Here is a 25,944-nt window from a genome sequence, read left to right on the forward strand (position 1 = left end):
GATGAACGGCGAGCGAGCGATTCTCAGAGCGCGATCGGCGCTCGACCAGTGGTTCGTCCTCGTGGTCGTGGTGCTGGTCGCGCTGAGTGCGTTCGGGGGCTGGATGGCCTACTCCGCGTACGCGGCCGATCCTGCCCCGGACGACGAGCGGACGGTTGAAGTGTGGTCGACCACTGCCGGCTACCACCACAGCGCCGAGGTGCAGGTCGACAACCCGGTGTTCGACGTCGGTGACGAACTGTCGAACCAGCCGGTGTACTACACGCGCATCGCCCCGGAGCTCGAGGGCGAGTTCAGACACCGCTACGACGGCACCGATGGTGTCGTCACCCTCGACGTCGAACTCGAGCGGGTCGTCCGATCGGTCGACGGTGACGCTGGCGAGTACTGGTCGGTGTCCGAATCGCTCGGATCGAGCACGGTCGACGACCTCGAGGCCGGCGAAACGCACACCACGGCGTTCACGCTCGACGTCCCCGGCCTGGCAAACGAAACCGACGAGATCGACTCGAGCCTCGGTAGCACGCCTGGAACCACGGAGACCGTCGTCGTCGCTTACGTCACGCTCGAGGGCACTGTGGACGGCGAGTCGGTGAACCAGACCAATCGATACGAACTGGTAGTCGACCCAGACGGCGACACCTACACCGTCGAGGGGCCAGAAAACGATCGATACGCCGAAGAGCGGACGGAGGCGGTCGAGAGCGATGCGGCGGCCGGGGCCGGCTTCGATCTCGGCGAATCCCTGGGTGGACTGGTGTTGCTCGTCCTCTCGCTGTCGGCGCTTGGCGCTACGACGGTCGCGAAACGACGGGGAGCGCTCACTCCCTCGGCGGCCGACCTCGAGCGCGCCCGTGCCAGACACGAGCGCGAGCAGTTCGACGACTGGATCACTCGCGGCGTGCTTCCCGACGCGGTACTCGATCGCCCGCGGGTGGACGTCGACACGCTCGAGGGGCTGGTCGACGTGGCGATCGATTGTGAGAAGCGGGTGATCGAAGAACAGACCGAGGACGGGCCGTCCTACTGGGTGCTCGACGGGGGGCTGCTGTACGTTTACGAGCCCGTGGAGCCGGTGCTGGAGGGATCCGAAGACGTGCGACCCGGCGACGATGGCGACGCACCACCCGAGGAACCTGTAGTAGAGGGCGTCGAGGTGGACGGCCTCGAGGAAGGGGACGGGACGATTTCGTCCGGGAACGACTGATAGGGATCGTTGTCGTCTCTTCTCGAGAAGCGGCGACACGCGACGGCAATCATCGGGAAACCGTTCAAACCGGTTCGATCGCTCGTTTAATGATGGGAGCGGCAGTGCCGCTCGGCTTACTCGGACTGTCTCGAGATCGACCCCCACGGGTGGCGACGGTCTCGAGGCCGGTAGGATGTCGTTCCCGGTTGGTACTGCTTGGTATCCAATTCCCGACAGATCGTAGCCGGACGCTTCGGCGTCTCACGAGGTGCCTGTCACTACTGCAGGAGGGGGATGTCGCCCCTCCTGTCAGTGTATACACAAGGGTGGTACCGGTGATGGTGGAGATACATGCGTTCAGGTGTGGCGACTGGTTGGTGGTGTGGATGGGGTGTCGGGGGCTGAACGCACTGGAGACACTCATGGAACGACGCAAATTCCTGATCGGTGCTGGGAGTACAGCAATCGGCGCAAGCGCAATCATCGGCTCGGGCGCGTTCAGTCGAATCGAATCGCAGCGGCACGTTTCGATAGCCGTAGCAGAGGATTCGGAGGCGTATCTCGGATTGGAACCGCTCGATACGCTCAACAGCCAGAATTACGTAGCACTCGATGATAACGGGCATCTCTACGTCCAGATCGACGGTGAGGGTGATCAGCAGGACAATGGTGGAGATGGGCCTGAAGGGGTGGGTGTCAACTCTGACTCATCCACTTGGTTCGACGGAATGTTCGATATCTGTAACAACGGCAAGGCAGAAGCAACCGTGAGGATCGACGTTGCTGGTCTGCAGTTCCACTCTTCCTCTGAAGATGGAATCGAACCAGACGACGATTATGGGCGTCCGATCGTCGACGTATTCTATTACGACGACGAAGGAAATGAAGTTTCGATCCTTACAGACTCGGAGGATGAATCATGGGATTATGGTGAAGATCTAACCCTCGATGTAGGCGAGTGTGAAACGATGAACATCCGAACGAACACGAAGGGTATTGATGCGACAATGGATGACGAACCTCTCGTGGAAGGTGATGCAACCGTCGTCGCCGACGCGCCTGGAGCGGGTGAAGTGAACGACTGATTACCCTTCACTATATCAGTGAGAATCGACAAACGAATTCGTTTTTGTTCGAACTAAGGGGTCGGTAGTAAACCTACTTTCAAGGGGATCGAAATCTGTTTATCTATCGAAAGCAAAGAATCGTATCTGTTTTGTTAGTCGTCTTGATTGGGGATGGCTATGGGATCCTTTCGAGTGATCACTCGCTTTATTGAGAGGTATCACGACTATACTATCTAAGAGATTATAGAAATAGCCGGTCTCAACGTTCTTGAACAGTTCTCAGTCTTCGTATTTGTCGACGTCGGCGTGAATCACGATCTCGTCGTCGAACAGCGTGAGATCCTCGAGCCCCTCTGCGTCGACGCCGATACCGATGCACGCACACTCACCAACGTCGAGATCGAACCCGTTCGATTCGCTATCGACAGGGTCGTCCGGGTCGTCTCCCAGGTAGAACCACAGCCGGTCTTCGTACTCGTCAATCTCGAACTCTATCCAGATTCTTGCTCCTTCCTTGCCGTGGTTACAGACCTGGAAGACGTTGTCGAACTCGCCCGTCCGAATCGCCTCCGCCAGTCCCTCGACTTCGAGGTGGCCGTGGTCGTCGAGAGTAACGGTAATCTCGTCGCTGTCCAGTGCTGGACACTCGTCCATCGCGAGGTAAGCGCTCGGGTCTTCGGCCAGCGCGATCGACACGTGTCGTTGTGATTCGGCTCTGCTGAACGCGCCGCTGCCGATCACCACGGTACTCGCGAGCCCAGCTGTACCAACGCCAGTCAGGAATGTTCTCCGTTCCATGTGAAATCACCCGGTGACGACGGGTGGGTCGCCGTTTGCGACCGCCTCCGGGATACGCGAAGTATCACCGCACCCACCCTTTTGTATATGGAGGCAGACGTCGGGTAAGGAGAGCCTGTTCTCTATGGCGGCGGCTCGTTGCTGGATCTATTCGTATTCACAGAAATTTCCGTAACCGCTTCTGGCTGTTCGTGTACTCGAACACCAAAACGGTCGTGGGTCAGGTGCTGAGTGCCGAATGCTGCGTTCCGAGTGTCGAGTGTATGCCCGTGAAACGGCTCGAGCAGCCGGCCGCACAGACAGACGACTGGATCCTGGTAAAACCGGGTGAAATGGATGAAAAGAGCGTCGTATGGCGTGCAATTGACGCTCCAGAGGATGGCGCCGATGTGTTACGGCAATAGCGTTACGCAGTACGTGTACAGCTCGGACAGGTTGTTACCCGGTTCGATGTTCCGAGCATGCATTCGAACGTAGTACTCGCCGTTGAGGCCGCTGACGTCGAGATACTCGGTCGTATCGAACTTCTCGTTGTTGACCAGTCGAACCTCGTAATCGTCGTGATTCCCCATCTGATTCTCGGAAACGACGAGGTAACTGCGGTTTCTCGTGCTGTTGTCCCCTGTATTCTCCCAGATTATTTCGATCTCGTTCCAGTCGGTGAGGTCGACGGCTTCCATCGTGACCCACGTCTCCTCGACGACGTGGTTCCCGGGTCTGATCGCCTGGACGTACAGGTAGGTGTCTCCTTTCTCGTGTGTCGGTTCGTTGCCGTCACCCTGACTGAACCCCTCTATCCAGAAATCCTCGTTTCGCCCTTCACAGTAGAGTTCCTCGCCGACCCGTTCGTCCACGTCGATGGTCACTCGACGCTGTGACTCGACCCGGGTGAACCCACTGGTCGCGGTTATCGTTCCTGCACCCACGAGAACGGTTCCAGTTGCCTGTAACAGTCGACGTCGTTTCATCGATACCCCCTCTCACGTTTCCGGCGACACACCACGGTCACGGACATACACGAACCAAGAACTACAACGTCCATTGTAATCACGCAACTACCCAACCGACAGGCAGTTGCAGTCGTGAACGTTGGCTTCCCATACTGGTTCGAATGCTGTACGAACGGCGGGAATAGTGTCGCTGTGAACGACAAGACGGGGTTCTGGAGGTTGCCAGCACCGATTCGTACTGCTCGTCACCAGCACGGCGTGACACTCGGCGCATTCGAGTCTCGCCTGAGTAATTTCGGTACAACAAGTGTCTCGAACCTCCTCGCGTGCAGTGATTGCCCCATCACACTCCGGACACGCTTCGAGAAACACCCGTAACCCGGCAACGACAGCCCCTTGCTGGTCGTCTTCGAGACGTTCCCACCCGGAACAGTACGCATCCAGCACGGGCACAATCCCCAGATCTGCCAGAAACGCGGCCTCCGAGGGCCACAGGCCGATCCGTTCGCTCTCGTAGGAGGCGGTGTACCTACCAGACGACTCCTCGAGCGCCAGCGCCGACGCTTCGACCTCGAGACGAGCTGCCAGTCGCTCGAGTCGATCGCCTGCCCGCTGAATCGCCGCGATTTCGCCCCGCCAGGCCGTCCGGAAGTCAGGGTCGAGACAGAGGTCGTCTTCGTCGGGACACTCCTCGACGATGGTCGACTCGAGGAGGAACGTCTCGAGGTCGAATGTGTCCACGTCCTCATCATTTGTCTCGAGTACAGCCGTCGACTCTCCGTACTGCGTGCCGAACAGCCGATGGATCGGGGAGGTACCGTTTCGTCAGTTCCGGCGTCCCCGGGACGAGATACCCGCGAAGGACGATCGCTGTCAGACAGCCGACGAACACAACCACACCAGCGAGTGGTGTCACGAGCACCCAGACGACTCCGGTCACGCCGAGCGCGATGAGCGTGTTCACCACCGTACAGGGCAGACAGTGATTCTCGCCCGTGTACTCAGGTTGTCGAATCGACTCGAGCGTCGCTCACTCCAGCGTGCATATCCGTCCGTTTCACGAATGGCGCTATTGGTATGGATTCGTTACTGTCCGGGAAACCGAACTTTTCACTTCAACTTCTCATTCCAATTTTTACTCCGCTTTTGTCACTTCGGACACCAGCCCGGTCGCCTGTGCCTTGCCGTCAACGAGTCACTCGAGGTTCGTCACCAGCTCGGCCAGGGTCTCGAGGTCGTACTGTCCGGGCGCGGTCGCATTCGCGGGATCCACCGGCGCGTAGCCGATCTTCGAGCCGTACACAGGCGCGACGGCTCGCGTGTGCCGCCCGACTTCGCCCATTGCCATCGTCGCCACCCGATCGCCGTGAGCGGTCAACTGCTCTGTGGCTGAGAGTAGAGCCAGCGTATCCGCCGTCGTCTGCGCCGTCACCGCGAGCTTCGCCACGTCGGCGTACTTCCCCGCTTCCGTCAGCGTCCGTACCAGCTCCGGACGCGGCGGCGCCCCCTCGAAATCGTGGCTCGAGGCGACCACCACGACTCCCACTTCGTCGGCCACCTCGAGCACCCCGTCGGCGTCGCCCTCGAGAATCGCCTCGAGTTCCACGTCGACAGCTTCCACGGCATCGAACCGGGCGGCTTCGGCGAGCGCCTCGAGCCGCCCTGCATCGGTTGCCTCACCACCCTCCCACATAGCGCGATTGGTCGCCAGAATCGGCAGGACGCCGTCGTAACGCTCGAGCGCTGGCAGCGGCTCGTCGGCCAGATCCATTCGGAACTCGAGGCAGTCGGCGTGGGCACGCGCTTCGGGTTCGTCGTCGAGGTCGGCTGTTGAGGCAGCGAGTGAAAACGAGTCGAACGCCAGGGTCATACCCGTTGATCGTAGTCGAACGGGAAAAAGTATCCGTCAGCGTCGGTTTTCACACCCATTTGACCGAGGAGCCAGCCCGGTTCGCTCTCGAGCGCGAAAAACGGTCGAAAACGGCAGTCCGATCAGGCGCCGCCGAGGGTATCTTCGGCTTCGAGCAGCTCGTGGTACCGGTTGCGGATCGTTACTTCGGAAATGTCGGCAACGTCGCTCACGGCGGCCTGGGTGGTCTTCTCGTTGGTCAACAGCGCCGCGGCGTACACCGCGGCGGCGGCGAGGCCGACCGGCGACTTGCCGCTGTGGACGCCCTTCTCCTTGGCGTTGCGAAGCAGGCTGCGCGCGCGGTGTTCGGCTTCGTCCGACAGCTCGAGCCCCGACGCGAAGCGGGGGACGTAGCTCTCGGGGTCGGCCGGCTGAACCTCGAGGCCGAGTTCGCGGACGACGTAGCGGTAGGTGCGTGCGATCTCGTTCTTCTCGACGCGGCTCACTTCGGCGATTTCGTCGAGACTTCGCGGGACGCCGGCCTGCCGGGCGGCGGCGTAGACACACGAGGTCGAGACGCCCTCGATCGAGCGGCCGGGGAGGAGATCCTCGTTGAGCGCCCGGCGGTAGATCACGCTGGCGGTCTCGCGGACGTTGTTCGGTAGGCCGAGCGCGCTCGCCATGCGGTCGATCTCGCCGAGGGCCTGCTTGAGGTTGCGCTCTTTGCTGTCGCGGGTGCGGAAGCGCTCGTTCCACTTGCGAAGGCGCTGCATCTTCTCGCGCTGGCGGCTGCCGAGGGAGTTCCCGTAGGCGTCCTTGTTTCGCCAGTCGATGTTCGTCGACAGCCCTTTGTCGTGCATCGTGTTCGTCGTCGGGGCACCGACGCGGGACTTCTTGTTCTTCTCGGCGGAGTCGAACGCGCGCCACTCGGGGCCGCGATCGACGGAGTCTTCCTCGACGACGAGGCCACAGTCCTCACAGATAGTTTCGCCGTGTTCGTCGTCGACGACGAGCTGGCCGGTACACTCCGGACATGCGAGGTCGTTCGCCTCGTTCGCCTGCTCGTTTTCGGTCGTCTGGGGATCGCTGCGTCGGGCTCTGGTGGATAGTCGTGTGTTAGTCATGATGACAGCTCCTCCGGGCCAAAGCAATACGAAGACGCTCGGACGGAGTCGTTACCTACTGCCTTCAGACAGTCAGTATATAAGCATTACGAAAAAATACGGCTACAGTCCTCGAAACCTGGTTATTCGTCGGAAATAGCATTAACAATCCAAACATTAAAATAGATCCGTGTGTGCACCTCGCACGGATTTCGGTTCTTCTTTGGGGGGTTCCGACGAGGGTTCCCGGCATGAACCTCGCGGTTGGGAGTACGAATCCGGTGAAAGTGCAGGCGGTGACCCGTGGTCTCGAGCGATTCTCGCCGACAGTGACCTCGATCGACGTCGAATCCGGCGTCGCCGAACAGCCGTTTGGTCACGACGAGACGATAGCCGGTGCGAAAACACGGGCGAAACGAGCATTCGAGCAAACGGATGCGACCTACGGCGTTGGGCTTGAGGGCGGCGTCGGGAGGTTCGGCGACCCTGGCCAGTTGCATCTCATCATGTGGGCCGCCGTTACCGACGGCGACCGACTCTGCTGTGGAAGTGGCCCGAGTCTCCCGTTACCGGAACCGATCACGGTTCGCCTCGAGGCTGGTGGGGAACTCGGCCCGATCATGGACGACCACCTCGGGACGACCAATATCGCCACGAACGAGGGGGCTGCTGGCGCACTTACTGATGGGTTGATCGACCGAACCGATGCGCTCGCGACCGCAGTCGCCTGTGCGATAGGGCCGTTCGTAACCCCGTATTACGGGGAGTAAGTCCATCCTAGCGCGGACTAGTTGTCTGGGGAGAGTGCATCGGCGTGAAAATCCTCAATTAGCCTCTCGAGAAATAGACTGTTACCGACTGTCTCCACCGAATGTACGGATCTCGACCCCGGTGTTGCCTCCACGAGTCGGTTCGTAATTTCCGTTCGATACGGACGAACACGTGCTCGAAACAGCCGATTTCGATTGAGTCGAACGGTATCGGTGACGACGACCGGAAACACGTTCGGTGCTGCGTTGCTACACGTTCGATCCTGCGTGACTGTACCGTGAAAGAATGTATTAACCGGGCGTACCAACGTCAGGGGTCGGGTGGTGAGGTGGGACGCTCCCGGGTCGAAAAACCGGCAGACGTAATCGGGTTAACTGCCTGTACCAAATCCCCTAAGTCGGCGCCTGTGTTCGCTCCTAGCATGAGCACGGCACTGGCTCCTGACTTGACGAGCAAACAATCGCAGATTTTGCAGTATCTTCGAGAACGCGCTGCGACCAAGACCTATTTCAAATCGCGGCTGATCGGCGAGGAACTCGGGATGACGGCGAAGGAAGTCGGCGCGAACATCACGGCCTTGCAAGAGGGCGATTATGACATCGAGATCGAAAAGTGGGGCTACTCCTCGAGTACGACCTGGAAAGTCGTCGTGTAATCTGCAGCGGCAGGTTTGCTCGCAGTCTCCATTTTGCGATACGCTCTCTGTTTGTGATACGCAGAGTCGAAATCCACGGTTTCTTCGCCGATCGATCCGTCGTCACTCGAGTCTCCCTACTCGAGGCCGGTGTGAGTGAGAAGGGGCAGTACAGCTGTCCCTCAGTACGATGAGTACAGCTGTCCCTCAGTACGATGAGTACAGCTGTCCCTCAGCTCCTCACCTGGTCGTCAGTAGATTCCCATTGGGGCGATGGATATGTCACCCGGACGACCCATCACTCTCGCTAGAGTGTAATGCGCTCCACCAAACCGAGGGTTTCAGCCGTCGTAGCTAATCAACCCGTTGGCGTCCTGTGCCAGCGAGACCGTCCGGTCGTCGAACGAATCGGCGTAGCGAACGAGCAACAACAGCACCGTCTCAGGCCGTTCGACGGCGTAGCCGTTCTCCCGGGAGAGCAATCCGGCCTCCTCGAGTTCGCCCGCGTACTTGCTTACCGTCGGTGCCGACACCTCGAGCGCCCCGGCCAGATCGCTCGCCGTCGCCGAGGGGTTCGCGAGCAGTTCGACGAGCATCCCCCGTGGGGTGCCACGGCGCAGGTAGCCGAGCGCGTTCTTTTCGAACTCGTCGAACCGTGCTGTGGGGACGAACCGCTTGTAATCGCCGTCGCTGTAGGATTCGACGACCTCGAGTTCCTCGAGTCGGCGGAGGTGGTGTTGGGTCTCCCCCGTGCCGAGCTGGAGGTCGTCCCTGATCTTCGAGAAGTGAGCGCCCGGGGTCGTCGAGAGATAGCCAGCGATCGCATCACGGGCGTCGCTCTCGCCCGCATCGGCTTCGGCGGACTCCGAAAAGCGTGCAAGCGGAGAAACGGCTCCGACGGCCGCGAACCGGCGGAGTGTCGACCGTTTCTCCTCGTCGACCCCATCAGAACCTGTCATACTGTTCGTATCACCCGAAAAGCGGTGGAGGGTAAAACGCGTTTCGCTGTCGTTCGTTCTGTGAGGCCAACCAGTTTCGCCGTGGAAAAACGGGTTGGGTCGCTCGAACCGATGCGGATCCGGGAACGGAAGTCTCGAATGAAAACCGGCCGACGTGAAGTCGGACTACTTGCTCGAGGATTCGTCAGGTGTCGTCGATCCCTCGGGTGCCTCCTCGAACTCCTGGCTCATCTCGTCGACCACGTCCTCCCCGCTCGAGATGGTAGCCGTATCCTTGCCCTCCTTGATCGCCTGGGCCTGCTGTTCCATCGCCTCGAGATCCATCTCGGCCTCCTCGTCGATTTCGCCGATGATCTCGGCGATGTCGTCGAGGCCGATGAGTTCGCGGGTCTCCTCGTCGAACGCGAGGCTCTCGAGTTCGGTGCCGTCTTCTTTCACGTCACTGCCCTGGAGGTGTTTGCCGTAGCGCCCGATCATCGAGGAGAGCTCCTGTGGCAGGACGAACGTCGTCGACTCGCTCTGGCCGATTTCGGAAAGGGTGTCCATTCCGCGGTCGATGATGGCACGCTCGCCCATCGACTCGGCCGAACGGGCTCGCAGCACGGTCGAGATGGAATCACCCTGTGCCTCGAGGATCTGGCTCTGTTTCTCACCCTGGGCGCGGATGATCTGGCTCTGTTTGTCACCTTCTGCCTTCTCGACGGCGCTGCGGCGTTCACCCTGTGCCTCGAGGATCATGGCACGACGTTTCCGCTCAGCGGAGGTCTGTTGCTCCATCGCGCGCTGGACGTCCTTCGATGGGTTGACCTCGCGCACTTCGACGCTCTCGACGCGGATCCCCCACTCGTCAGTGGGTTCGTCGAGTTCAGTGCGGATGCGCGCGTTGATCGCCTGACGTTTGTTCAGCGTCTCGTCGAGTTCCATGTCGCCCAACACGGCCCGCAGGGTGGTCTGGGCGAGGTTCGAGACGGCGGTCTTGTAGTCGTCGACCTCGAGGAACGCCTTCTTGGCGTCCATCACGCGGATGTAGACGACGGCGTCGGCGGTCACCGGCGAGTTGTCGCGCGTGATCGCTTCCTGCCGAGGAACGTCGAGCGTCTGGGTTCGCATGTCGAACGTGAACGTCCGCGAAACGAACGGCGGGATCACGTTGATCCCCGGCTCGAGTAGTTTTCTGTACTCCCCGAAGACGGTCAGCGCCCGTTTCTCGTACGCATTAACGATTTCGATGGCGCTCAAGAGCGCAGCGAGCACGACCACGAGGACGAGGGCCCCGATGAAGAGGCCGAACGTTGCCGCCTGTGTGAGTATCAACTCTGGGACCATACGCCACCCTTGCGGTGGTGGTACCAAAAACGTTCCCTTATTTCACTAACATATCTGCCGGGAGCATCGTCCTCAACTCGACTTCTCGGTTTCGGAGAGGGTTTCGTCGGTGGTGTCTCCGTCATCCGATTCCGCTTGCTCAGTCGCGTCTCGAGCCAGTTCCCGATCGATGCTGTCGGTCTCGAGGTCGCCCAGGGCGGCGACGGTGACGACGTTTCCGCCACCGGGATCGAGCACGATGACCTCTTCGCCCTCGTCGATCGTTCCTTCGTACGACCGCGCCGAGTAGTACGGCGAGAATCCGCCGCTGTCGAGTTTGACCTCGCCGTCCCGATTGGTGACGGTTTCGGTGACGTAGCCGGTAGTTCCGGAGAGCGAGTCCGAATCTCGCGTCTGTGCCGTTCCTTTTCCGCCGTAGAAGTCGAACTCGCGGTAGACGTACGTTGCCGCCGCTCCGATCAGGAGCGTCAACCCGGCGAGGATGAACGGGCTAAGGGGCGCTGGAAACAGCACGCCGATGAGTCCAGCGCCGACGAGTGCGACGCCGATGACGATGAGGTGCGCCCCGGGTGAGACCGCCTCGAGTGCCATCAACACGAGTCCGGCGGCCAGAAGTGCCACGGGGAGATTGTCGACGAGGAGTTCGAGCATATCCGACTGTTGGGTCTCAGCCCGATTAAATGTTTACCGACCTAGACCACGGGTCGGGTGACCCGTGGAACCCACGCTGAATCCGTTAGACCACGAGCACTGAACCGAGTCGGTACATGACGAGCACCATAGCGATCGCCCCCAGGACGACGAAAGCCGCGTTTTCGAGTGAGACGTTCCCCGAATCGATCACCTGGTTGTTCGGTTCCGGCCGGTAGGTGTCGTCGGTGTCGTTCGGGGCCGCGGTCTGAATCGACTCGCTCGCGGTCGCCTCCTCGTGCTGGTCGGCCCCCTGTGAGATCGGGATTCGCCCCCACTCGTCCTGATCATCGTGCCCTCGAGGCGGATTGGAGTCGCCATCGGTGACGTCCTCATCGACCAGTGTATCCGGCCCCTCGATGGCTGAGTCGGACGGCCGTGTTTCGTCCGAACGAACGTCTGATGCGTCGTCGCTCATACCCATACGTCGGGTTCCGACGGCAAAAATGCGCGGATCCGTCGAACGTCCTGGCGAATCGCATTCCCTCCGGGTGTAACCGGATTCCCTCCAGGCGTAACCGGATGATCACACGCGTGTGTTTCGATCGTGAACGTTCCCATCGTAGACGACGCCCCGTTCGCCGTCGATCGTGACGATCTGGCCGTCCTCGAGGCCGTCGATCCCTGCATCGCTGACCATCGGAACACGAGTTTCGCGGGCGATGAGCGCCGGGTAGCCTGTCATCCCGGGACGTTCGTCGATAATTCCGCCAATTGTTCCGACGTCGCCCGTGAACTCGGCATCGAAGTGTTCGTCCAGGACGAGAATCGCCCCTGCTGGCACGTCGGTCAGATCCCCATCGTGGACGCGTGTAGCGGCCCCCGTCGCTCGACCGTCGACGACGACGCGGCCGGTCGTCACGGCGTCGGCGGCGACGTGCACCTTCAGCATGTTCGTCGTGTTCGCGCCCTCGAGTTCGGTCATCATCCCACAGAGAACCACGACGGTGTCCCCGCTTTCAGCCGCCCCGGCGTCGAGGGCCGCCTGCACGGCTTTCTCGACGACGGCGTCGGCACCCTGGTTGGAGACACGGGCGTATACGGGCGTTACACCCCACGAGAGAGCGAGTTGTCGTCGCACCCGATGGCTCTGTGTCGACGCGACGACGGGAACGCCGGGTCGGTACTTCGCCGTTTTTCGAGCGGTGTAGCCGGACTCGGTCGCCGCTACGACGGCGTCAGCGCCGATGTCGCGAGCCAGATAGCGCGCCGATCGAGCCAGTGCGTCGGTTCGGGCGTCGCCCGCCGTCGGGACGCGTTGCTCGAGCAACTCGCGATACTCCCCGGAGGATTCGACCTGTCTGACGATGCTGTCCATCGTCTCGACGACGGCCGTCGGATGATCGCCGACGGCTGTCTCCGCCGAGAGCATCACCGCGTCGGTGCCGTCGAGGACGGCGTTTGCCACATCGGAGGCCTCGGCGCGCGTCGGTCGTCGGGAGTGTACCATCGAATCGAGCATCTCGGTCGCCGTGATAACCGGGCTACCGGCGGCTTTGGCCTGGCGGATGATCCGTTTCTGAATCATCGGTACGTCCTCCATCGGACATTCGACGCCGAGGTCGCCTCGAGCCACCATGATCCCGTAGGAGGCGTCGATGATCTCCTCGAGGTTTTCGACGGCTCCCGCGCGTTCGATCTTCGAGATGATGGGAATCTCGGCGTCGAACTCCTCGAGCGTCTCGCTGACCTCGTAGACGTCGTCGGCGTCCCGGACGAAACTCGCGGCGACGAAGTCGGCCTCCGTTTCGGCTGCGAGCTCGAGGTCGCGGCGATCCTTCTCGGTAACGATGTCGAGGTCGAGCGCGACGCCGGGCAGGTTGACGCCTTTTCGTCCTCCGAGATCGCCCCCGGTTTCGACGGTGGCGTGAACCGTCTCACCGTCGGTTTCGGTGACGACTGTCTCGATCAGTCCGTCGTCCAGGAGGATCCGATCGCCCGGTTCGACGGCCCTGATCGACATCGAGAGGCCGACTTCGGTGGGCGACGTCTCGCCGCCCTCGACGAAGCGAATCTCGGTGCCGCTCTCGAGTGGTACCGTCTTGCCGGTCGGGAGCGGCGCGGTTCGAATCTCCGGCCCCTGCGTGTCCAGCATGGTTGCGACGGGGCTGTCAGTATCCTGGTCGACGTCCTTGACCCGCTCGATCAACTCGGCTCGATCCTTGATGGTGCCATGGCTCGCGTTCAGCCGGGCAACGGCCATCCCGGCCTCCGACAGATCGCGAATCGCCGAGCGACTGTTCGTCGCCGGCCCCAGTGTACAGACGATCTTCGCGTTTCTCATACCGGGTGGTTAGCAGACCGCTGTCAAAAAAGGCACGTCCCGAATCGAGCGTTTCGAGCCTGTGGCACCTGCTGGCCCAACGATTTTGTCCGCGGGTGCGATCACGGACGGTATGCCACAGTACGCGTCGTACGTCGACGTCGGCGACCGGAACGTCCAGAACGCCCAGGAACTCGCGTCGATCTGGGGTGAGATTCGGAACGAACTCGAGAGTCACGACGCCGAACTGATCGACTCCTACGCCATCCTCGGGAGCCACGATTTTCTGGTCATCTTCGAAGCACCGGATACGGAGGCCGCGTTTACGGCGGCGTTGACGCTGCACCGTCATGGACTGGATGCCGAGACGATGGTGCTGTTAGATACCGACGACTTTGCGACTATCGTCGACGAAATCTGACGAATGCACGAGGGCGATTAAAGGGGTAGCTGCTCGTCCGTCTGTCATCGTGAGCCTCCCGGATCCTCGATTCAGTCGTGTCTCGAGGTTCCTTGGGTGCGTCTCGAGGGTTCCTGGACACGATTTTCCATCTCGAGGTCGACTATCCCACGAATCTTTCCTGATGCGATCCCGTTACGACGCGATAACCGGATACCGAAGGAGATACCGGATCACCCCGAGCAGGTATGCGAGAATCCAGAAAAAGACGTAGCCAAAGACGCCGACGCGGAGTCGCCGCCGCCAGGCCGGCATGTGCTCGTGGAGGTCGTCGAGATCGACGTCCTGAGTCGGATCGCCGTACAGGTCGTGGGCGAGTTTGACCTGCAAAATGCGGACGATCCCTGTCAGCCCAACAAGTAACATCGCGTACGCCTGAAGGCCGAAAAAGGCGTGAACGGCGACGATCCCACCGATCTGATTCGCCACTCGAGGAATCATCCAGGTGACGACGGGGATCGTGTTCAACGCCAGGCCGATACCGATCACTTGCAGGTGGTAAACGAGGACGTCCCAGCTGACGACGTCGGCGTCGATCATGATCCACGCCCCGTACAGGTAGAACGGAAAGCTGGCGGTAACCATTACGAGCGCCACGGTTGCGACCGCCAGCTCAGACACCATACTCGAGATGTCGGGAGGGGTGAGGAATAAACGAAGCGAAACGCTCGTGAACGGCGGTCGGCCAGGGGATAGCAGCTGTCTCGTTCCACCTGGATGTCACGAAACTCCATTCAACGTAGTACGATTCGACGCAATACGATTGAGCACTCGTCGGCTGCCTTCGCTCGAGACAGCGACAGCACGGGACGATCCCCTGTGTCAGGATGTCTCGACTCACGTGTGAGTCGCAACCGTCACGCTAAGGGAGCCCCAACACGAAGGAGGACGTAATGAGCGACGCTTCCGAGGAGGGTGCCGGCGAACACGTTGGAGACGCATCCACGCCGCCGGACGCGACGGGGGCCACAGCCCACACAGACGAAGACGACCTCGAGGAGCTTCGCAAACGGGTCGAAGAGAAGTACGACTTCGAGAATTTCGGCGCTGCCGACATGGCCGAAATGTCCCCGGAGGAGTGGGACGTCGCCTTCGACCCGGATACCTGGATCACCGGCGACGACCTGCTCGAGCGGGTCGAAAAGGAGCTCAAGGCCAGAGTCGCCGATCGAGAGGTGTTTGCGACCCTCGAGTACGCCGAGGTTGAGGGGCGACGGAGCCTGGTTGCCTACTCCGACACCGACTACGCTATCGTGTACCCCAACGGAACCGTCGAAGGGCGCGGAACGGTCGTCCGGGACGTGAAACCAACTGTCGCACTGTGTTCGATGGACAGCTACGACGTCGAAGAGCCACCCGAGAACTGGCAGCTCCCGGATCCCGGTGAACTTCCGGAAGAACAGAGTGAGTTGGGGAACTGGATGCTCCAGTTGCTGGCGTTTTCGCAGTTGATTATCGGGCTCGTCGCGATCGGTATCTGGATCTACCAGGGACTCGGGTCACAGCTCGTCCTCGGCGTCGCCGGGATGATTCTGATCGTCATTTCGTTCCTCCTGTTTCTGATGGTGGCCAACGCCCGCCTCTCCGATCGGTTCCGAACCGAGGAGTACGAGAGTCGGCTCCGGTCGATCGGTTCCGGTTCGCGCCCGTCGTTTCTGCCGATCGACGACGAGGCGTTCGAAACCACTCGGACAGATCGCTCACAGCTCGAGGAGTAGCTCCGTCTGTGAGATGGTGCGTCGGGAGTAGCGATTCGTTTCGGATCGAGAATCGACGCTGTACTGGACTCGAGCCGATCACCAGCGTCGCCGCCTGGGCCGTGTAGTAACTGCTCGTTGTCGATGGCTGGCCAACGGCGGCATCGGTGGGTTTAAGCAAACCCGTTCCTGAGTCCACATTGTATGAAGAGGCGGGAGTTTATGGTAGCGGCCAGCGGCGTTTCCGGGGGTGCCGTAGCCGCAACTGCTGCGACACCCGTCGCGGCTCAAGACGATGAGAACGGTGACGGCACCGAAACGAACGGTGACGAGGAGACCGAAGACGGCGAGAACGGCGATGCCGAAAATGGTGAGAACGGCGACACCGAGAACGGTAACGGCAACGGTGCCGCTACTGGTGGCGGCACCGAGTACGTCGAGGTCGGTGACAACTACTACGAACCAGACGAGCTGACCATCGAACCCGGAACCACTGTCGTCTGGGAGTGGGTCGGACAGGCCGATCACAACGTCGAACCAACCGAACAGCCGGAAGGAGCCGACTGGGAGGGACACACGGATCTGAAAGCCGACGGCGACTACGAACACACGTTCGACGTCGAAGGGACGTACGATTACGTCTGCACCCCCCACGTCGGCGTCGGTATGGTCGCTTCTATCGACGTCACAGAAGATGCTGACGAAGCCGCTGCGATGGCGGACGTCGACATCGACGAACTCGGCGTACCGATCCAGAAGCACTTCGTCGGCATCGCATCGTTCCTCGCGATTTTCGTCTCGCTCGTCTTCACGTTCTACTTGCTGAAATACGGTGAATCAGCGAACACCAGTAGTCCAGGGAGGAAATAAACATGTCATCGTCAGGAAGCACGTACGGCGATATTCATCGGTACGAACCGCCTCGAGAGAGTACGGCGGCAGCGATCGCGATCGTCCTGTTGACGTTCGTGCAGATCATCTTCGTCTCCCTGTTCGTCTACGGCCTCGCCGCAAACTGGGCGATCGGTGGCCTCGACGCAGGCACCGGCAACATGCTCCTCGGATTCCTGCTGTCGGCGATTTTCATCAACCTCGGATTCATCCTCTTGCTCTACCGCAAGGAGTTTCTGCCGGACGTGATGATCGTCAAGAAGCGCCGTCGCAAGTGGGAAGACCTCTACATTCGCGAGGAGGACGTCGAAGGAACGACGATCGTGGATGGCACAGGTGCATGGGACACGGTCAAACGCGCAATCTACCCCTATTACAAACGATAAACAATGGCTAACGACGACAAATACCCAGTCGAATCGGATCGTCGACGCTTCGTGAAAGGCGTGGTCGGCGGATCCGTCCTTTCGGGCGTGATGGCGACCGGTGCAGTCACCGTCTCCAGCGCGACCAACCCGACCGGTGGCGGTGGCGGTGTGATGAACTACTTCGGTGCGAACCGAACCCTCGGGCCGGCCCCACGCGGCCTCCCCCAGATCCCAATGGAGATCAACGACGACGGGGAATTGCTCGGCGTATGGCCGGAACCCGAGAGCGAAACGCTCGCCGACGGTTCCGAGTACGTCAGATCCGAAGCCGAAATCGGTGGCGTCGAGTACACGACCGAGTGGTACCAGTACTGTGGCCTCCAGACCTTCGATGGTGTCAATCCGGAAGCGGACGGCGAGGACGCCGTGTTCCGCTACGACGCTGGGACGTACGACTGGATGGACGACGTGGGCCAGGGCGAACCGATGCTGACCGAAGACTTCGAGGATTATGCCGAGTGGGACACCCAGATCGGTGACCCCGGACTCGGCAAGCCAGCCACCGGAACCTGGCGCTCCCAGAACGTCCCACCGGAACAGACGGTGCCGATCCTGGTCATCAAAACCGACCAGATCGAACTGGACGAGATGGACGACCGAGCCAGAGAGTGGGTCGAAGCCGCCTGTCCCGAAGACGACGACGGTGGTCGATACATCGCGTTCGTCAACAAGTGTACGCACTTCTGTTGTGTCCCGGGCTACCGGAACCTGGCAGGTGCACCCGACTTCGGGGCCGACAACAAGATTTACTGTAACTGCCACAACTCGGTGTACGACCCGTTCGACATCGTCGAAGAACAGTTCGTGTCGCTACCGCGACCGGAGGACAACTGATGAGTCTCGAGCGCAAAGACGAACACGACCACGGTGCCTGGCTCGCCGAGCGGGATCTCTCACTCATCGAGAAGACGTACCTGATGAGTCTGATCTGGCTCGACAAACGCTTCAGGCTCGTCGACTACCTCGAGTTGCTGGAGGACATGTACTACAAGATCAACCTCCAGATGCCAAAGAGCCACACCGAACAGTACAATCTTGACAACAAGTTCTGGTACTGGTACCCGCTGTACGCACTCGGATCGTTCTCCGTGGTCGCGTATATCGTGGCGGCGATTAGTGGTGCCTTGCTCGGCTTCTACTACGCGCCGTCGACGGCGGGCGAGACGCCCGAAGCCTACCAGACCATCGTTGCGATCATGAAGGATCTGAACTTCGGATTCATGCTCCGGAGTATCCACCGCTGGTCGGCCCAGGTCATGACCGCCGCGGTGTTCTTGCACATGCTCCGGGTGTACTTCACCGGCGCGTACAAGGAACCCCGCGAGGTCAACTGGCTGATCGGCATCATCCTGCTCAGCCTGACGATGGTCTTCGGGTACACCGGCTACCTGCTGCCGTGGAATCAGCTGGCGTTCTGGGCCGGCCAGATCGGCGTCGAGATGGCGCTCGTCGTCCCGTTCGTCGGCGAATGGACGGCACAGCTGCTGTTCGGTGGCTTCAGTCTCGGGCAGCCAACACTCCAGCGGATGTACATCCTGCACGTGTTCGTGTTGCCGTTCGTCGTCACAGCCCTGATCGCACTGCACATTGGCATCGTCTGGATGCAAGGAATCGCGGAACCACACTGATCGACCATGAGCGACACAGACAACGACGTCCGAACCGATGGAAGCGGCCCCGGCATCGTCGCCCCCGACGACGAGGTGCCGACCTGGAGCGAGCGCAAGGAGCGAACCACGGGTCTCTCGAGGCTCACCTACGAGTACTTCGAGCGGGCTCGCCGGGAGGATCAGGATCTCCGCCAGGAGTCGAGTTACGTCGAGCGTGACGTGCTCGGCTTCCCGACCTGGCCACACGAGACGATACGCAATCTCGCGCTGGCGAGTTTCTTCACCGGCATGTTGCTGTTTCTGTCCGCGATGTTGCCACCCCACCTCGGGGATCCGGCGAATCCGGCGGAGACGCCCTCGGTGATCTTGCCCGACTGGTATCTGTACTGGTCGTTCGGACTGCTCCACCTCGAGCCGCTGAACCCAGAGCTGGCAATCGCCGGTGGGGATAAGATCATGTCCGACGAACTGTACGGCGTGCTGGCGAACGTCGTCGTCGTCGGGGCTATCGCAATCGTCCCGTTCCTGAACAAGGGGAGCGCTCGCCGTCCCGTCGAGGAGCCCTTCTGGGCTGCCGTCGGCGTCGGCGGTGTCGTCTTCGCGTTCACCATGAGTATCCTGCCGATCCAGGACATGTTCCCGTGGGGGGTCGCCATTACGTTCGACCTGGCGTTCTTCCTGCCGCTGGTCGCCGCCGCGATCACCTATGCGGTGTTGAAGACGATGCGGGAGGGGTACATGTACGACCTGAACAAGCGGTACTATCGGTTGCGGCCGCCGCGGTAGGGTCGTCGCGTTTTCCGATTTCCCGTGTTCGTGGTTTCGGGTATCCAGGCTGTTAGGCTTCGAACTGCCCTCGAGCATGCCGAGAACGATTGCCTGTCCTCGAGCGTGCCGGAGGACGCCACGGGCAAGTCACAGTACTCTTCTCCCGTCACGCTGTAGGAGTGGTATGAGCGGTTCAGATTCGGACACAGATCCACCGGCGGCTGCCGATGAAGCCGACACCGATCCCGAGGACGGCCCTCGAGTCGGTGCGTCGGGCAAGCGCGAGGTGATCGTGCCGATGCGGTTGTACAAGACGATTACCGTGTTCTCGACGATCATCGCGGTCGTCGGTGTCCTCGGTGGGTTCATCCTCCTTGACGTGGCGACTGACCGGACGCAGGCGGCCGCGTCGGACGTGAGCATCGGAGTGGCACTACTCGGTGTCGGATTGATCGCCGGCGGCGCCGCTACCTACGCCTTTTCGACGCGGTTTCGGACGGCAGGAATGGGAAACGCTAAAGACGACGCCGACGAAGGATCACACAATGGCTGACGAATTCATCAAAGGATTCGCCATCTTCACCGCGGGCATCCTGGTGTGGATGACGTTTGCAGGCTGGTACAACACGCCGTCGTTCTACGACACCCAACTCGTTGGGCCGAATCCAGAAGATCCCGGGACGTACACTGCAATGGCACTGGTCGTCAAAGACGCCGCCCTCTATTTCGCACTGCTCGGTGCGCTCACCTTCTGGGTCGTGATTCCGGCCGGTCGACGCGCTCGAGCACACTACGCGGGTAACTGACGCCCGTTGATCCCTTCTTTCGTTTTCCAGACCGTGAGCACCGGCTGGCACTGGTGCGAGTGGTGACCCCCCGTCCTCGTCTACCGAATCCACCGAGGAGCACAACTCGAGGAGTGCGCTGACGCCAAGGAGAACCGCCGCTGGGTCACCGGTTGAACAGGCTCGAGGGGAGCCACTTCTGCATCCCGGGGCCGAACTCCCCGGCCAGTTGGGCGTCTTTCTCGGTAAACGAATCCGTCAGGACGAGCGTGCCGACGTAGGTCGCGAGGACGACGATCGGGAGGGTGGCGACGATCACCAGATCCGAATTGACGAAGACGACGATCGGGATGCCTACGACCGTCGCGGGGACGCCAGCGAAGACGACTTTGGCGAAGTCTCGAGTGAACGGGTGGATCCTGTCGAGGTAGTAGAGTTCGCCCAGCGTGAGGAACCCGACCACAAAGAGTGCTGTCGCCGATCCGATTGCGGCACCGTTGATGCCGTAGATGGGAACGAGGAGGAAAGAGACGACGAAGTTGGTCACGAAGAGGGTGAGCGTGTTGGCGAAGACGATCCGTGAGTAGCCCATGCCCTGCAACAGCGTGCCGTCGGGGCCGCCGAAGGTGACGTTGAACAGGAACGCGGCCGCGAGCAGGGCAACGACCGCGCTCGCTGCCGTGTACTGTGGCGTGTACATCACCGCGAGGAACGAACTCGCGCCCAACCCGACGATGATCGCAAACGGGAGGGTGATCCCGGCGATCCATCGTGCGGCGACGCGAAACCGCTCCTGGACGAGCGCGGTGTCGTCTCTCGTTTCGGCGATGAGCGGTTTGAACACCGGTGAGAGCGAGTTGAAGATGATCATCAGACCGGAGCCGAGCATGTAGCCGACGCGATAGAAGCCGACGTCTTCGGAGTCGAGGAAGAAGCCGAGTACGAAGTAATCGACGTGACCCATGAGGACGAACACGACGCTCGTCATCGCCAGCGGCACCGAGTACTTGACGAGCGGGCCAGGAGCAACGGGTTCGAACGTTGCGGACATTATTTGCCAGGCCCGGTAGGTGAAGAGTATGGCCCCGACCGTGATCGCGACGAACAACCCGACGACGTAGCCGGCGACGAGACCGAGTAGCCCGAACCCGGCGAGCAACATTACGGCCGTGACGACGAAGCGAACGATTGGACGAACCAGGTCGCGCATGATCACCCGATACTGCAGCTTCTTGATGCTGTAGAAGGATTTCAACAGCACGTTGTAGATGGCGAGCAGCGGAATCGTGACGGTCAACAACAGGAGCGCAACCTGCAGCGACGGTTCACGGAAGAACACGCTGATTTGCTCCGCCGCAATCGCGAGAAACAGCGCGACCAGCGCGGAGGTGACGAGAACGGTGGCGGTGACCTGGACGACGACACCCTTGGCTTTGCCCGGCTCGTCGTCCTCGAGATACTGGGGGACGAAGTAATCGATCGCCAGCGGCAATCCGAGGTTCGCAAACACCTGTAGAAACAGGATTACGGACGTCGCGAGTACCCAGAGGCCGTACACCGATGGGCTCACGAACCGCGTCATCAGCATGACGATGGCAAACGCGAGGACGCCGTTTATCACGTTGCCGACGAACGTGATGCTTCCCTGTTTTGCCAGCGTCGAAACGCCTTCGTCGTGTTCGGTCATGTCGGGTTCAGGTGGGTGTCCTCAGCCGCTATCGGTCAACACGGGAACGCAAACTATTCTCGCTCGTTCATGTGTCCTGGATGCCACGGTCAGACGCTGGTCGCCGGCTCGAGTTCGTAGTCGCTGACTTCCCGTGCTGACTCGCCAAAGGATGGAAACTCCACCTCGAACGGCCAGTCGTCGCCTTCGCTGGTGTCATCGACGTGTTCGATGACGGTGTCGAGTTCCTCGCCCTCGGCGTCGAAGAACGTCGCTCGAATTTCGACGTACGTCGGTTGACGCTCGCCCTCGTTTCTGACCACGCCCCAGATGGAGATGCGTTCGTCTTCGGTTCCCGGATTCTCTCGGATGAGGTCGGACCAGAGGATGACCAGCGACGCCGGTTCGATGATCCCCTCACCGTTTTCCGTGAAATAATCGAGACAGCCCGAGAGTGTCGCCGACCCGAGGGCCGCGAGTGTGAGGAGGGAGCGACGTTTCATACGCTGGGTGGTTCTTCAACTGGTTCCATCTTCAGCCTTCGGGACACGTTTTGTCACACTGGCAACCACTGTGGCCCCTGCGTGTACTGACAATTTCCTCTTCTGGATCGGTAACTGGTTTCGACACGTTTTACTACTAGGTCGTACCACTGGGTAGTATGAACGAGTTCGAACCGTTCAGCGAGGCTGGTGAAGCGGACGTGACGCGCGCAATCGGTCAGGAGTGGACAGCGGAGTTCATGGACTTCTCCGATTCGGACGTCATCATCGTCGGTGGCGGCCCGTCTGGGCTGACGGCGGCGAAAGAACTCGCCGAGCGTGGCGTGAAGACGATGGTCGTCGAGAAGAACAACTACCTCGGCGGCGGTTTCTGGCTCGGTGGCTTCCTGATGAACAAGGTGACCGTTCGCTCCCCGGCACAGGCAGTGCTCGAGGAACTGGACGTCGACTACAAGCAAGCCCAGGACACAGAGGGGCTGTACGTTGCAAACGGCCCACACGCTTGTTCGGCACTGATCAAAGCTGCCTGTGACGCCGGCGCGAAGATGCAGAACATGACGGAGTTCACCGACATCGTCATCCGCGAGGATCACCGCGTTGCCGGCATCGTCATGAACTGGACGCCGGTACACGCGCTCCCGCGAGAGATCACCTGCGTCGACCCCATCGCCGTCGAAGCCGACCTCGTGATCGACGCGACGGGTCACGACGCTATGGCGGTCACCAAACTGGACGAACGCGGTGTGCTCGAGGCACCTGGTGTCAGGGACGCCCGTGACCGTGGACGGGTCATGGATCAGACCGAGTCCGGCCAGTACGGTGCTCCCGGCCACGACTCGCCCGGCCACGACTCGATGTGGGTCGGCCGCTCGGAGGACGCTATCGTCGAACACACCGGCCTCGTCCACGACGGTCTGATCGCGACCGGGATGGCGACGGCGACCGCCTACGGCCTCCCGCGGATGGGGCCGACCTTCGGCGCCATGCTCGTCTCCGGCAAGCGCGCCGCCCAGGTCGCCCTCGAGGAACTCGAGGTCGACGCCGATCCCGTGGAGTTGACGAGTCGGGTTCCCGCTGACGACTGACCACCTCCTTGCTTCTCGAGGACGGACGTTCGCGACGACCGAACCGATTACTCGTCAGAGCGTTCCGACGACTTGATCAGCGATGCAGCGGCGTTTCGCCGGAAACTACACCGTTTTCAGGCTCCTCGAGAAATCCCCGGCATGACCGTTCTCGTAACCGGCGCCACCGGTGGCGCTGGCAGCTGGATCGTCGACGCATTCGCTCGAGATGGGCACGACGTCGTCGGAATCGACCTCGAGCGACCCCCACGAAAACGCGAGGGCGTCACGTTTCTCGAGGCAGATCTCACCGACCAGGGCCAGACCTGGGAGCTGATTCAGACGTACGACCCCGATGCAGTCGTTCACTTCGCCGCGATTCCACGCGTCGAGATCACGTCGGGAACGGAGACGTTCCTGACGAACGTCGAGAGCACCTACCACGTCTTCGAGGCGGCTGGCCAGGCCGGGGCCGACGTCGTCTGGGCCTCGAGCGAGAGCATCTACGGCTCGGTGTTCGCCAACGAACCGTGGCTGCCGGAGTATTTCCCGGTCGACGAGGCACATCCCCTCCGTCCGGAGGATCCGTACGCGACCTCGAAACTCGTCGGCGAGGAACTGGCGGGAATGGCCGCCCGAAAACACGGGATTTCCGTGACCTCGATTCGCCCCTCCTGGATCACGTACCCCGGAAGTCAGCTGATGGCCAGGGTTCGTGAGACGTTCGACCCGGAGACGGCCGATCCCAACGGGAACTTCTGGTCGTACGTCGACGTTCGGGACGTCGTTTCGATCGTCCAGGCGGCCCTCGAGTCGCCCCCGGAGGGTCACGAAAGGTATCTCGCTGCCGCCGAGGACAACTTTCTCGGACGTCCGACGGCCGAGGTTATCGAAGCGGTGTTCGATGGGCTTCCCGAGGACTGTTCGCTCGAGGGTACCCAGTCGGCGTTTTCGACGGCGAAAGCCCAGCGCGAACTCGGTTGGCAGGCCCAGCACACCTGGGAGGAGAGCGAGCTCGAGTCCGTCGACGGGCCGCTGTTTCTCGACTGAATCGTCCCGGTTTGGGTAACCGACGACGACCGTTCGGCTTGGATACCGAGTCGCCCGATTTGCTGGACGGCGCGATGATACTGAGTGACCGATCGCGATGACAACGGCTACACTGGATGGTACCACTATGTTGTTCTATGGTCGAACACGTCTTCCTCTATCGATCACCGACCGCAGTCGGCGACGTCGACGCCGTCGCCGAGTGGCTCGAGCCCCGGATTGATGCGCCTGTCATCGTTCGAGACCGGTTTCTCGCCGGCGATCACGGCGAGGAACTCCCGGAGAAGTTCGTCCGAGCGCGCGTACGGTCGCCCACCGATCCGGAGACTGGAAACACGATGCTGGGAACTGTTCGATACGAATAACGGGCTCTCGAGCAGCCCGAACGGGAGGGTGGCGTCCTCTACGACGGCGTCCAGGTTGGGCGGGCGCTAAACGCTGAACTCCCGGCGGACGAACGGGGACTCGAGTACGCCCACGTAATCGTGCTCGACCGAGCGCTCGCCACCTGGGGCGACCACGATGGGCGATGGCACAAACGGGTGACCGTCCCTGGGCAGCCTGCACTCGTCTCGGTGCCGGGGCTGTACGAAGCGCCGGCGAAACCGGGAGCCTACTACCGGGCCAAGCAACGCGGGGCGCTGGTGTCGGGCGATGCACCGGCCAGGGAAGTGCTCGAACGCGACCTCGAGGGCGACATTTTGATCGAGAACGATCCGCGAACCACCGACGCCCTGTGCGGATACGTGCTGCAGGCGATCCACTACCTCGAGACGGGGGAGTCGTTCTGTTCGGAGCCGACCTGTCGCCTTTACAATGCGCACCGCCACGAGGAACTCATCGCGGCCCAGCTCGAAGCACCCGAGTTTGCCCCGACACGCTGATCGCTACGGATCGAGCGCCACAGCCGTCGATGAGTAGGGGCAGCCGTCGTGGCTTTATCTGGTGATGCGTGGATTCCCTCGAGCGCCGTCAAGACTCCACCAGGTACCGGCTCGAGCAGCAGCTCTCCACCTGCGGGGTGTGTTCAGGAGATGTGTCGAGGCGCTAGTTCGTCACGCCGTACTCGACGTGGACGGTGGGAACGCTCGTCGAATCCGGCGCAGCGTTTCCGTTCCAGTCGACGACGTGGACGTTCGCCAGTTGCCCGGAGAAGCGGAACCGCTGGACGCCGACGTCGATCGTCCCTTCTGCCGCGTTGCCGGAAAGAATCGTCGCGGTCTCGTCAGGCGTTTCGCCGACCATCATGAGATCGCCATCGACCGTGATCTCGAACGCCGAGGGAACGCCTCGGCCGACGATCGTGACGCGGTTTGGAAGTGGTTCTGTGTGCTGTGCCGCTTGCGACGTCTCGTGTACCGGAGTATCGCGTGCCATATCCGTTAACCCGAGTATGCAGGCATAAGCTTTCTTGTCGACACAT

Annotated in this window: 30 protein-coding genes and 1 pseudogene; 16 read left to right on the forward strand and 15 right to left on the reverse strand. The window is 61.2% G+C overall.

What is annotated here, in order from left to right; translation table 11 throughout:
- Nucleotide 1: 1 nt before the first annotated feature.
- Both NGM68_RS05090 and NGM68_RS05095 read left to right on the forward strand, forming a co-directional pair.
- Nucleotides 2-1,207 carry a DUF5305 domain-containing protein gene (locus NGM68_RS05090; RefSeq protein ID WP_252700565.1) on the forward strand — a complete coding sequence of 402 codons (1,206 nt, stop codon included), beginning with the start codon at nt 2-4 and terminating at the stop codon, nt 1,205-1,207.
- Nucleotides 1,208-1,527: 320 nt separating this feature from the next.
- Nucleotides 1,528-2,274, forward strand: coding sequence for a DUF1102 domain-containing protein (locus NGM68_RS05095; protein WP_252700566.1), 747 nt, complete (start codon nt 1,528-1,530; stop codon nt 2,272-2,274).
- Nucleotides 2,275-2,535: 261 nt separating this feature from the next.
- Here the strand turns inward: NGM68_RS05095 and NGM68_RS05100 are convergent, their stop codons facing one another.
- The 6 genes from NGM68_RS05100 to NGM68_RS05125 form a co-directional block, all read right to left on the reverse strand.
- On the reverse strand, nt 2,536-3,054 hold the full coding sequence (locus NGM68_RS05100) for a DUF1102 domain-containing protein (RefSeq protein ID WP_252700567.1): 519 nt from the start codon (nt 3,052-3,054) through the stop codon (nt 2,536-2,538).
- Nucleotides 3,055-3,446: 392 nt separating this feature from the next.
- Entirely contained in the window at nt 3,447-4,022 is a 576-nt protein-coding gene (locus NGM68_RS05105) for a hypothetical protein (protein WP_252700568.1), read from the reverse strand.
- A gap of 87 nt (nt 4,023-4,109) precedes the next feature.
- The gene (locus tag NGM68_RS05110; protein ID WP_252700569.1) at nt 4,110-4,745 is read right to left on the reverse strand and encodes a DUF8054 domain-containing protein; all 636 of its coding nucleotides are present in this window, start codon (nt 4,743-4,745) and stop codon (nt 4,110-4,112) included.
- Between the two features lie 7 nt (nt 4,746-4,752).
- Entirely contained in the window at nt 4,753-5,019 is a 267-nt protein-coding gene (locus tag NGM68_RS05115; RefSeq protein ID WP_484549504.1) for a DUF8054 domain-containing protein, read from the reverse strand.
- Between the two features lie 180 nt (nt 5,020-5,199).
- On the reverse strand, nt 5,200-5,874 hold the full coding sequence (locus tag NGM68_RS05120) for a type I 3-dehydroquinate dehydratase (protein ID WP_252700571.1): 675 nt from the start codon (nt 5,872-5,874) through the stop codon (nt 5,200-5,202).
- A gap of 122 nt (nt 5,875-5,996) precedes the next feature.
- Nucleotides 5,997-6,977, reverse strand: coding sequence for a transcription initiation factor IIB (locus NGM68_RS05125; RefSeq protein ID WP_252700572.1), 981 nt, complete (start codon nt 6,975-6,977; stop codon nt 5,997-5,999).
- 230 nt (nt 6,978-7,207) lie between these two features.
- On the opposite strand from NGM68_RS05125, the gene yjjX reads away from it, so the two are divergent.
- Nucleotides 7,208-7,726, forward strand: coding sequence for an inosine/xanthosine triphosphatase (gene yjjX, locus NGM68_RS05130; protein ID WP_252700573.1), 519 nt, complete (start codon nt 7,208-7,210; stop codon nt 7,724-7,726).
- A 422-nt stretch (nt 7,727-8,148) separates the two neighbouring features.
- Nucleotides 8,149-8,382, forward strand: coding sequence for a DUF7123 family protein (locus NGM68_RS05135; RefSeq protein WP_252700574.1), 234 nt, complete (start codon nt 8,149-8,151; stop codon nt 8,380-8,382).
- Between the two features lie 320 nt (nt 8,383-8,702).
- Here NGM68_RS05135 and NGM68_RS05140 read toward each other — a convergent pair whose 3' ends face one another.
- The 5 genes from NGM68_RS05140 to pyk all read right to left on the reverse strand — a co-directional run bounded on the left by NGM68_RS05140 (nt 8,703) and on the right by pyk (nt 13,620).
- The gene (locus NGM68_RS05140; RefSeq protein WP_252700575.1) at nt 8,703-9,320 is read right to left on the reverse strand and encodes a winged helix-turn-helix transcriptional regulator; all 618 of its coding nucleotides are present in this window, start codon (nt 9,318-9,320) and stop codon (nt 8,703-8,705) included.
- Nucleotides 9,321-9,485: 165 nt separating this feature from the next.
- Complete coding sequence (locus NGM68_RS05145; RefSeq protein WP_252700576.1) at nt 9,486-10,646, reverse strand: SPFH domain-containing protein; 1,161 nt, start codon at nt 10,644-10,646, stop codon at nt 9,486-9,488.
- A 72-nt stretch (nt 10,647-10,718) separates the two neighbouring features.
- On the reverse strand, nt 10,719-11,297 hold the full coding sequence (locus NGM68_RS05150; protein WP_252700577.1) for an NfeD family protein: 579 nt from the start codon (nt 11,295-11,297) through the stop codon (nt 10,719-10,721).
- Between the two features lie 85 nt (nt 11,298-11,382).
- Nucleotides 11,383-11,754, reverse strand: a complete 372-nt coding sequence (locus NGM68_RS05155; protein WP_252700578.1) for a DUF7312 domain-containing protein — start codon at nt 11,752-11,754, stop codon at nt 11,383-11,385.
- Nucleotides 11,755-11,862: 108 nt separating this feature from the next.
- On the reverse strand, nt 11,863-13,620 hold the full coding sequence (pyk, locus tag NGM68_RS05160) for a pyruvate kinase (protein ID WP_252700579.1): 1,758 nt from the start codon (nt 13,618-13,620) through the stop codon (nt 11,863-11,865).
- A gap of 112 nt (nt 13,621-13,732) precedes the next feature.
- On the opposite strand from pyk, the gene NGM68_RS05165 reads away from it, so the two are divergent.
- A complete protein-coding gene (locus NGM68_RS05165) occupies nt 13,733-14,020 on the forward strand; it encodes a GYD domain-containing protein (RefSeq protein WP_252700580.1) in 288 nt (95 codons plus the stop codon).
- 174 nt (nt 14,021-14,194) lie between these two features.
- On the opposite strand, the gene NGM68_RS05170 is transcribed toward NGM68_RS05165, so the two are convergent.
- Nucleotides 14,195-14,683, reverse strand: a complete 489-nt coding sequence (locus NGM68_RS05170; RefSeq protein ID WP_252700581.1) for a DUF7321 family protein — start codon at nt 14,681-14,683, stop codon at nt 14,195-14,197.
- Between the two features lie 269 nt (nt 14,684-14,952).
- On the opposite strand from NGM68_RS05170, the gene NGM68_RS05175 reads away from it, so the two are divergent.
- From NGM68_RS05175 to NGM68_RS05210, 8 genes are all read left to right on the forward strand, one after another.
- Entirely contained in the window at nt 14,953-15,777 is an 825-nt protein-coding gene (locus tag NGM68_RS05175) for a DUF7319 domain-containing protein (RefSeq protein ID WP_252700582.1), read from the forward strand.
- Nucleotides 15,778-15,960: 183 nt separating this feature from the next.
- Nucleotides 15,961-16,626, forward strand: a complete 666-nt coding sequence (locus NGM68_RS05180; protein ID WP_252700583.1) for a plastocyanin/azurin family copper-binding protein — start codon at nt 15,961-15,963, stop codon at nt 16,624-16,626.
- A 2-nt stretch (nt 16,627-16,628) separates the two neighbouring features.
- Entirely contained in the window at nt 16,629-17,033 is a 405-nt protein-coding gene (locus NGM68_RS05185; protein ID WP_252700584.1) for a DUF7318 family protein, read from the forward strand.
- A gap of 3 nt (nt 17,034-17,036) precedes the next feature.
- Complete coding sequence (locus NGM68_RS05190; protein WP_252700585.1) at nt 17,037-17,909, forward strand: Rieske 2Fe-2S domain-containing protein; 873 nt, start codon at nt 17,037-17,039, stop codon at nt 17,907-17,909.
- Nucleotides 17,909-18,703 carry a cytochrome b gene (locus NGM68_RS05195; protein ID WP_252700586.1) on the forward strand — a complete coding sequence of 265 codons (795 nt, stop codon included), beginning with the start codon at nt 17,909-17,911 and terminating at the stop codon, nt 18,701-18,703. The genes NGM68_RS05190 and NGM68_RS05195 overlap by 1 nt, the downstream gene beginning before the upstream one ends.
- Nucleotides 18,704-18,709: 6 nt before the next feature.
- Entirely contained in the window at nt 18,710-19,471 is a 762-nt protein-coding gene (locus tag NGM68_RS05200; protein ID WP_252700587.1) for a cytochrome b family protein, read from the forward strand.
- Nucleotides 19,472-19,637: 166 nt separating this feature from the next.
- A complete protein-coding gene (locus tag NGM68_RS05205) occupies nt 19,638-20,006 on the forward strand; it encodes a DUF7315 family membrane protein (protein ID WP_252700588.1) in 369 nt (122 codons plus the stop codon).
- The gene (locus tag NGM68_RS05210; RefSeq protein WP_252700589.1) at nt 19,999-20,259 is read left to right on the forward strand and encodes a DUF7314 family protein; all 261 of its coding nucleotides are present in this window, start codon (nt 19,999-20,001) and stop codon (nt 20,257-20,259) included. Before NGM68_RS05205 ends, NGM68_RS05210 begins: the two co-directional genes overlap by 8 nt.
- 145 nt (nt 20,260-20,404) lie before the next feature.
- Here NGM68_RS05210 and NGM68_RS05215 read toward each other — a convergent pair whose 3' ends face one another.
- Both NGM68_RS05215 and NGM68_RS05220 read right to left on the reverse strand, forming a co-directional pair.
- A complete protein-coding gene (locus tag NGM68_RS05215; RefSeq protein WP_252700590.1) occupies nt 20,405-21,925 on the reverse strand; it encodes a flippase in 1,521 nt (506 codons plus the stop codon).
- 89 nt (nt 21,926-22,014) lie between these two features.
- On the reverse strand, nt 22,015-22,407 hold the full coding sequence (locus NGM68_RS05220; RefSeq protein WP_252700591.1) for an FxLYD domain-containing protein: 393 nt from the start codon (nt 22,405-22,407) through the stop codon (nt 22,015-22,017).
- Nucleotides 22,408-22,565: 158 nt separating this feature from the next.
- On the opposite strand from NGM68_RS05220, the gene NGM68_RS05225 reads away from it, so the two are divergent.
- The 3 genes and pseudogenes from NGM68_RS05225 (at nt 22,566) to NGM68_RS05235 (ending at nt 25,442) form a co-directional block, all read left to right on the forward strand.
- Nucleotides 22,566-23,492 (forward strand): sulfide-dependent adenosine diphosphate thiazole synthase, encoded by a 927-nt coding sequence (locus NGM68_RS05225; protein WP_252700592.1) that lies wholly within the window; start codon nt 22,566-22,568, stop codon nt 23,490-23,492.
- A gap of 141 nt (nt 23,493-23,633) precedes the next feature.
- On the forward strand, nt 23,634-24,521 hold the full coding sequence (locus NGM68_RS05230; RefSeq protein WP_252700593.1) for an NAD-dependent epimerase/dehydratase family protein: 888 nt from the start codon (nt 23,634-23,636) through the stop codon (nt 24,519-24,521).
- Nucleotides 24,522-24,658: 137 nt separating this feature from the next.
- Nucleotides 24,659-25,442: pseudogene (locus NGM68_RS05235) on the forward strand (DUF7001 family protein).
- Between the two features lie 126 nt (nt 25,443-25,568).
- Here NGM68_RS05235 and NGM68_RS05240 read toward each other — a convergent pair.
- Nucleotides 25,569-25,898, reverse strand: coding sequence for a hypothetical protein (locus NGM68_RS05240; protein WP_252700594.1), 330 nt, complete (start codon nt 25,896-25,898; stop codon nt 25,569-25,571).
- Nucleotides 25,899-25,944 lie beyond the last annotated feature (46 nt).

This window comes from Natronosalvus vescus (genome assembly GCF_023973145.1).
Lineage (GTDB): Archaea > Halobacteriota > Halobacteria > Halobacteriales > Natrialbaceae > Natronosalvus > Natronosalvus vescus.